Origin of the sequence: Scytonema hofmannii PCC 7110 (assembly GCF_000346485.2) — a bacterium.
GTDB lineage: Bacteria > Cyanobacteriota > Cyanobacteriia > Cyanobacteriales > Nostocaceae > Scytonema > Scytonema hofmannii.
Genome location: NZ_KQ976354.1, coordinates 1358890 through 1365708 on the forward strand (window position 1 = coordinate 1358890; position 6819 = coordinate 1365708).

The following is a 6819-nucleotide window of genomic DNA, read 5'->3' on the forward strand; positions in this document are numbered from 1 at the left end:
CAGTCATCAAAGTTTGATTGTTTCAACTCCGGAGTAGTAAGGCATCTCTAATCGATTGATTAAAGATAATTTTGTACCATGCGCTCTAAAATACGGCAAGTACGTTGACTAACAGTATTTAGCTTGCAAATGAGGACATCATTGCACAAGGGATGTATGTGAGGCAAGTATTTCTCAAACAAAAGTATGACTTGTGGAGATACGGGATTGTTTTATGTATAAATAAGAACTTTAATTTATTGAAAAAACAAGTACTTTCGGGGATTTATCTTTTGGAATAAATAGTACAATTGTTCTATTAGAAAGACTTTTTGTTCGGCTATCACCCTTAACTGGGGTAGGAGTTTCTTGTATGTTCAGCCTTAACACACATATTAGCATATTAGTCAAGAACTAAGATGAGGTGCTTCACTGCTACACAGCGAAGTTGGCACTTAAATGGCAGTAAGCATTGATTTTTTCCCTAACCCCTAACCAAAGTATTCCATAAATTATGATGACCCCAGTCAAAAGTGCGATCGCAACCAGAGTTGACAAACCATTCAAAAAAAAGTCTGAGTTTGAGCAACAGTATTTTGAAGAAAATGTTATCAGTGGGATTAGTCATGAAAATTCCTCCTTCCCAACCCTGACGGAAGTGACTCAGGCAATTTTGTATCATGCCTTTTGGTTAGCTGACCAAAAACGGAAGCTGCCTATAAAAGAGTATAAAAAATTACTTATTGATAAAGGTTGGAAAGGCGAGGAAACAAAGTATCTTAAGATAGCTGCTGCATTTGGGAAATTTTTGCCTCCTGAGTTAGCACACATAGAGCCAAGAACCGTGTATCAGTTAGCGGAAAATAGCAAGAAGTACCAGCCTGTAATAGACAAGCTTTTGGACTTAACAGCAATCACGCAAGAGGCTGTTCGTTCCTTAATCAAAGAACAACGCACTCCTAGAAAACGAAAATCTGAAAAACCCAGTATTTGGCGTCGCACAAGTGATGGGAGGAGGTATTGCCAAATTCCACCAATTCACGAACCAGACGAACGGACGGGAATAACTTTACAAAAGATGATGGATGAAGAAGGATTAAGCGCCCAGCATATTGTAGCTGAAGCTATAGCCTTGCGATCGGCATACAAAGAAGGGCGGTTAGTCCTTGTAAACAATCAAGAAGTTAAAATTAGTGCAACCTAGAAAAAAGTGCGGATAAACTCTCCGCACCTCTACTTAGAGCTTGCTGAAAAACTCAGAAAAAAGCACGCAGAGGGATTGATTCGGGATTTCCAGGAAATGAATTATTCATCTTGTGGGACGGGCGTCCCCGCCCGTTCTATATTGGTGGCGGGCGGGGACGCCCGCACCACAAGAAATTTTGGGAGATTTTTTTATTTGGAAGTCCAGGGAGTCGTTGCTCAACAAGAGTTAATATAATTTTATATTCTTATAAATAAGCAAACTATTATTTAAAATTATAGAAATCAGTAAAAAAGGTGCAGTTTTCAAAAATAGGCATACCAAAAGCATAAAACAGCCGTGATAACTGAGTAGAAAGATGCATCACTGGTCACTGGTTAGAAAATTTTAAGGCTTTTGTGGAAAATACTGATTAAAATGCACGTTTTCTAACGACTTGTAACCAATTAATTTTTCTATAAGTCAATACTTCTACTGAAGCTGAATGCAGGCATAAAAAGTTACATTTTTGTAAGCTCAATTTCTCCTGATGAGAATCACCAGAGTTAATGAGCAACAATTTCATGAAGGATGATGTGTGAAGGATAAAAGATAAATTTTTTATTCTTCATCTTTTGTCTTTCATACTTTCTTTGGTCATTTGGGGCAATCTACTAAAAATTCATATCTAGACTGAGTCCTCAAAAACTTTAACTTTTGAGTTAAACGTATTTGGCAATTTTTCAATTAATAAATTCAGTTCTACCTTCAAACACTCGGTTTAATCTAAATTTTACATTTTAGGGTTCATCATGCCACCAACATATAAATTCTTACTAGGGAAAAACAAGCTCTACCTTTATTTAATTGCCACAGGATTATTAGCTCATAGCGTTTTCCAATATGTCACTCCAGTAAAAGCTGAGGGTACAAATGCCGGTCAATCTATTAGTAATACGGCAACAGCAACCTATGAAGACCCCAATAATCCCGGAACAACAATTAACACGACTTCTAACACAGTGGTTGTAACCGTCGCCGAAGTTGCTGGTGTTACAGTAACTGGTTCCGGTACCGCATTTAAAACCGACCAAAACGCAGATGGAAAAATCGGTGTAGGCGACACCATTTATTACACTTATAATGTCACGAACGTCGGTAACGATCCCACGCAATTCCGCATTCCCGATCAACCTACAGTCGGAGGTCCCGGACAACTTGATGGGGCAGTACAAATCAGCTACGATGGGGGTACCACTTGGCAAGACGTTGCAGCCGGTGGAACTCTCACCAACTCGATTACACCAGGTGGTTCTGTTTTAGTGCGGGTTCCTGTAAAGGTTGCTGATGGTGCAGCAAGTGGAAGCACTATTTCTGTCAAATTGGGGGATACGCCCAGCGATGCTCAAAACCAGCCTCGGAGTGAAAATGGCGGTGACCTTTATACTGTAGATAATCCTGATGGTACAACGGGCGAAGTCAATGGCACACCCGTAAACGGTACGCGTGAAGCTAGCGCCACACAGCAAATTGTGGTTGATTCAAACCTAAAAAATTATACTCTTGCAACAATCCTCAAAACCCGCAGCAGTCAAACAAACGCTGGTGTGGTTGGTCCTGGAGGCGATAATCTCAGCTACGACTTAAGTTTGCGAGTTGAGAACAACGATCCCACAGGTAATGGTATCAGCCCCGCCCCTCTAAATGGTACAACTATTCCCGGTTTGACAGGTTCCAACATTTTGGTATCTGATGCAATTCCTGCAGGAACCAAATTAGTCAGCGTGAAAGCCCCATCTGGTTGGCAACCCGTTTATACAACCAGCGATGTTTCATCTTTTGATGCTAATCAAGCAACCTGGACAACCACTGCACCCTCAGATTTAGCGACAGTGAAACGAGTGGGTTTTGTGAGAACTGGAAGTATTGCTCCAGGTACGACAGTTAATGGCTTCCAAATTATTGTTGAAGTTGTTGGTACGCCTGAATCCGTCTCAATTGCTAATATTGCCCAGTTGTTCGGTACAAGCACGAGTGGAACTCCTGTTTACGATGAATCCGGCGACCAAAACCCCAGTAATTTTGATGGTTCCAATCCCCCTCCCGGAACTGATACCAACAACGATAAAATTCCCGATACCCTTCCTCCAGATAGTGTTGATGATGGTTTTATTACTCCCACAGACTCTAATAACAATGGCATTCCCGATGAGTTAGAAGGACCTAATGGGATTGGCACTGATACCAATAACAATAACACTGGTACTGGCACGGGTGGTGAGGCAAATATTGTCACTTTAACTGCAGCAGGAGGGACTTCTGTCTTAAACGGACCGAAAGATGCACCAGATGCTGTTGCTGAAAACGATAACAATAAAGACTTCACTAACAAATCTTCATTAGTCCCTGCAGGTACAGTTCCCAAAACATTAATCGATCCAGATGGTGTTAGCTTTACCAACACTCTCAAGAATACTGGTACGGGTAGTGCTAACGTTTCACTGATTCCAACAACTCCCGTAAATCCAGGAGACTTACCCGCAAATACACTTGTTACCATCACTTACGGCAGTTTGTCTGCAACTTATAAATATGATGGGGCAAAATTCGTCTTCCAATCAGGCCAAGGACAAGTTAACAACCAAAACATTAGTGACACAAATCCCATCCGGATTGATGGAGTTACAGCTAATGCAACAGCGAATTATGGTGTGGAAGTAAATTTGCCTTCTGGGACTCCACTTTCTACAGATATTAACCGTGGCTTTCCAGTTCCCATAACAGCATATATTGAGAATAACCAAACACCAGGATTCCAAGAAGGTGAACCTAAGAATATCACCATTGACCGTGTTTACACTGGCTTCTTGAAGATGGTGAAGTTGTCCCGCGTACTGCAAGGAACAGGTCCCGCAGTTGGAACGGGTCAAGATAACTTTGATTCAACACCTGGTATAGATGAAGATGTCTCCAATGATGTACCTAGAACCCCCGCTTCAGGAAACATCATTGAGTACCAAATTAGATACAAAAACATTTCTGAATCTCAATCTGGTACTGGCAACATCGTCTTAAATGCTGGCAAAGTCATTATTACTGAAGATGGTACCACTTGGGATGGAACAAAAGGTAACAACTGGGCTTTAGATAACGATAACAACAGTGTCATAGATACCAGTCATGTTGTTGGTTCTGCAAAAGATTCTGGTGCTGCAACTATTACCTTCTTTAACGGTAAACCAGCGACTACCTCTACAGGTGACCAAACTGGGACAACTGTTAATAATGACGTGACCAAATACGTAGATACTGTCACTGACACGGTTACACCCGGACAGGAAAGAACATTTACTTTCCAACGTAAAGTGAATTGAAAAAGGGAGTGGGGAATAGGGAGTAGGGAGTAGGGGAGGAAGATTACTCGTTCCTGGGCTGCTGCGATTTTAGATTTTCGTTCCCACTCCCCATTCCCCAATTAAACAAAGGAGATTTTAAGATGAAGCGTTTTGTACTAGTAGGAGCGATCGCATTCTTAGCGACTGTTCCTGTTCTGAATCAAGCCATTGCTCAAAACACGCAAACAAAGGGACAAGTGCAGTTGCGATTGGATGCTGAAAAGAGAGTTGTCCAGCGAGTACAGGGTCAGCAAACCTCAAGTTGGCAACCATTGCAAGGGAAGGCTTTGGTAGAACCAGGAACTATCTTGCGTTACACGGTGACGGCTGACAACAATAGCAATGGGAATATCAAAAATCTCGCTATCAATCAACCCGTCCCTTTGGGAACAGTGTATATACTGAATTCTGCTACAACCAATGTCAGCAATGGAGCAAAAATTACTTACAGCATTGATGGGGGACTCAGTTATGTAGAAACCCCAAGTGTCAAAGTTGCTCTTGCTAACGGCAAAGTTGAAACAAAACCCGCGCCAGTGACAATGTATACCCACATTCGCTGGAAGTTTGGGTCTTCGATTCCCGCCAAGGGAAGTGTGAAAGGAATTTATCTAGTCAAGGTGCGGTGAAGATTTATGGAATTTGAACCGCAGACGAACGCGGATGGACGCAGACGAACGCAGAGACTTTTCTATTTTATCTGCGTCTGTCTGCGTGCATCTGCGGTTATAAAGAAGAAACACTGGTTGGGATGGTTCGCGATCGCAGTTCCTACTACCTGTATATTATGCAACCCGACACCTGCACTCGCCCAAGCGAAGAACCTGATTAACCAAGCGACATATACTTATACAGATTCTAATACCAACTCTCAATTTCAAGGTATTTCCAGTCAAATTGATATTAAACCTATCCAATTAATTGACCCCCAAGGGCGAATTTTAGGCTGTAGCGGACAACCACTCTCTGATTACAACGGTTTTTCTGTTGGTTTGTATGAGAGTAATCCCAACGATCCAACGGGAACAGAGTTGGGAAGATTGGTTTCTCTGACTCCTACAGAGTTCCCCGATCTTCCCAATAATGGTGTGGCTAGAGGGGTACAACCAAATACCACTAACAACAATCCTTTTGTACTCACCAATTCTTCTGAGGGACAATATAACTTTTTACTCGATCCTAGCAAGGGTCAAGTGACTCCAGGGAAAACCTATATTTTGGTGATCAATCCCCCACAAAATTCTATCTACTCCCAACGGCGAATCAAAATTTCCATTCTTGAAAGTTCTGGTCAAAATAATGTTGTTCGCTATCTTGCGACTTCCTTGGACGGTCAGCCTATTAGCATCACGGAAGAAACCAGTTATCAAGGTACTGTGGTTTTGATTCCCAACGCTGAACTTGTGGGACTCAATTTATTTGCTTTTGAGTTTGATGTGGGGATGTGTCAAACGCAACAGGTACAAATTATTAAAACAGGCGATCGCGCAACAGCAGAACCAGGTGATACAGTCATTTACCGCTTGTCTGTCAAGAATAAGAGCGATATTGAACTCAATAATTTGGTAATTACCGATACCTTACCGCTTGGATTTAGCTTTGTGTCTAAGTCCGTGCGAGGGGAGTTTGACGCTCAAGCAGTGACGGTAACGGTGGAAGGACAAGGTGCAACAGTTAGGTTGCAAACTTCAGTACCTATCCCTCCCGGTAAAGTGCTTAATATTGCCTACGGTGCTCAACTTTCACCCGATTCTGTACGCGGTTCGGGTCGAAATTCGGCGATCGTTAACGCTCAACGAGCTGATAACAATTTTGCGGTTAAAGACGGTCCTGCAACTCATCAATTAAAAGTTCGACCTGGAATTGTATCTGACTGCGGTACTATTATTGGTCGCGTTTTTGTTGATAAGAACTTTGACGGCGAACAGCAAACAGGAGAACCAGGAGTTCCTAATGCGGTTATCTTCCTAGAAGATGGCAACCGTATAACTACGGATGTTAATGGTTTATTTTCTGTTGCTAATGTCTTACCAGGAAATCACACTGGAGTTCTAGACCTTAGTAGCCTTTCTGGTTACACGTTAGCCCCCAATCTTTACTTCCGCGAACGTAACAGCCAATCTCGCTTGGTGCGCTTAGAACCAGGTGGAATGGTACGAATGAATTTCGCAGTCACTCCAGCCTTCCATGAGGAGGTCAAAAAATGAAAAGACTGCGTTATGTAGATATTCTCAATTTAAAATTAATGGGTGTTGTGGCAGG

4 protein-coding genes are annotated in these 6819 nt (G+C 42.1%); all 4 read left to right on the top strand.

Translation table 11 applies throughout. The features are described from left to right. Positions 1 to 493: 493 nt before the first annotated feature. The 4 genes from WA1_RS05930 (at position 494) to WA1_RS05950 (ending at position 6764) form a co-directional block, all read left to right on the top strand. Positions 494 to 1183: a hypothetical protein gene (locus WA1_RS05930; protein WP_033336542.1), complete on the top strand. Its 690-nt coding sequence runs from the start codon at positions 494 to 496 to the stop codon at positions 1181 to 1183. Positions 1184 to 1974: 791 nt separating this feature from the next. Continuing rightward, positions 1975 to 4536 carry a DUF7925 domain-containing protein gene (locus tag WA1_RS05940; protein WP_017748122.1) on the top strand — a complete coding sequence of 854 codons (2562 nt, stop codon included), beginning with the start codon at positions 1975 to 1977 and terminating at the stop codon, positions 4534 to 4536. A gap of 122 nt (positions 4537 to 4658) precedes the next feature. Continuing rightward, positions 4659 to 5186: a DUF11 domain-containing protein gene (locus tag WA1_RS05945; protein WP_017748121.1), complete on the top strand. Its 528-nt coding sequence runs from the start codon at positions 4659 to 4661 to the stop codon at positions 5184 to 5186. A gap of 6 nt (positions 5187 to 5192) precedes the next feature. Continuing rightward, on the top strand, positions 5193 to 6764 hold the full coding sequence (locus WA1_RS05950; protein ID WP_081402842.1) for a DUF11 domain-containing protein: 1572 nt from the start codon (positions 5193 to 5195) through the stop codon (positions 6762 to 6764). Positions 6765 to 6819 lie beyond the last annotated feature (55 nt).

Excerpts from the sequence above, each read along its gene's own strand:
- WA1_RS05930 (WP_033336542.1), top strand. The coding sequence starts at position 494 with ATGATGACCCCAGTCAAAAGTGCGATCGCAACCAGAGTTGACAAACCA.
- WA1_RS05940 (WP_017748122.1), top strand. The coding sequence starts at position 1,975 with ATGCCACCAACATATAAATTCTTACTAGGGAAAAACAAGCTCTACCTT.
- WA1_RS05945 (WP_017748121.1), top strand. The coding sequence starts at position 4,659 with ATGAAGCGTTTTGTACTAGTAGGAGCGATCGCATTCTTAGCGACTGTT.
- WA1_RS05950 (WP_081402842.1), top strand. The coding sequence starts at position 5,193 with ATGGAATTTGAACCGCAGACGAACGCGGATGGACGCAGACGAACGCAG.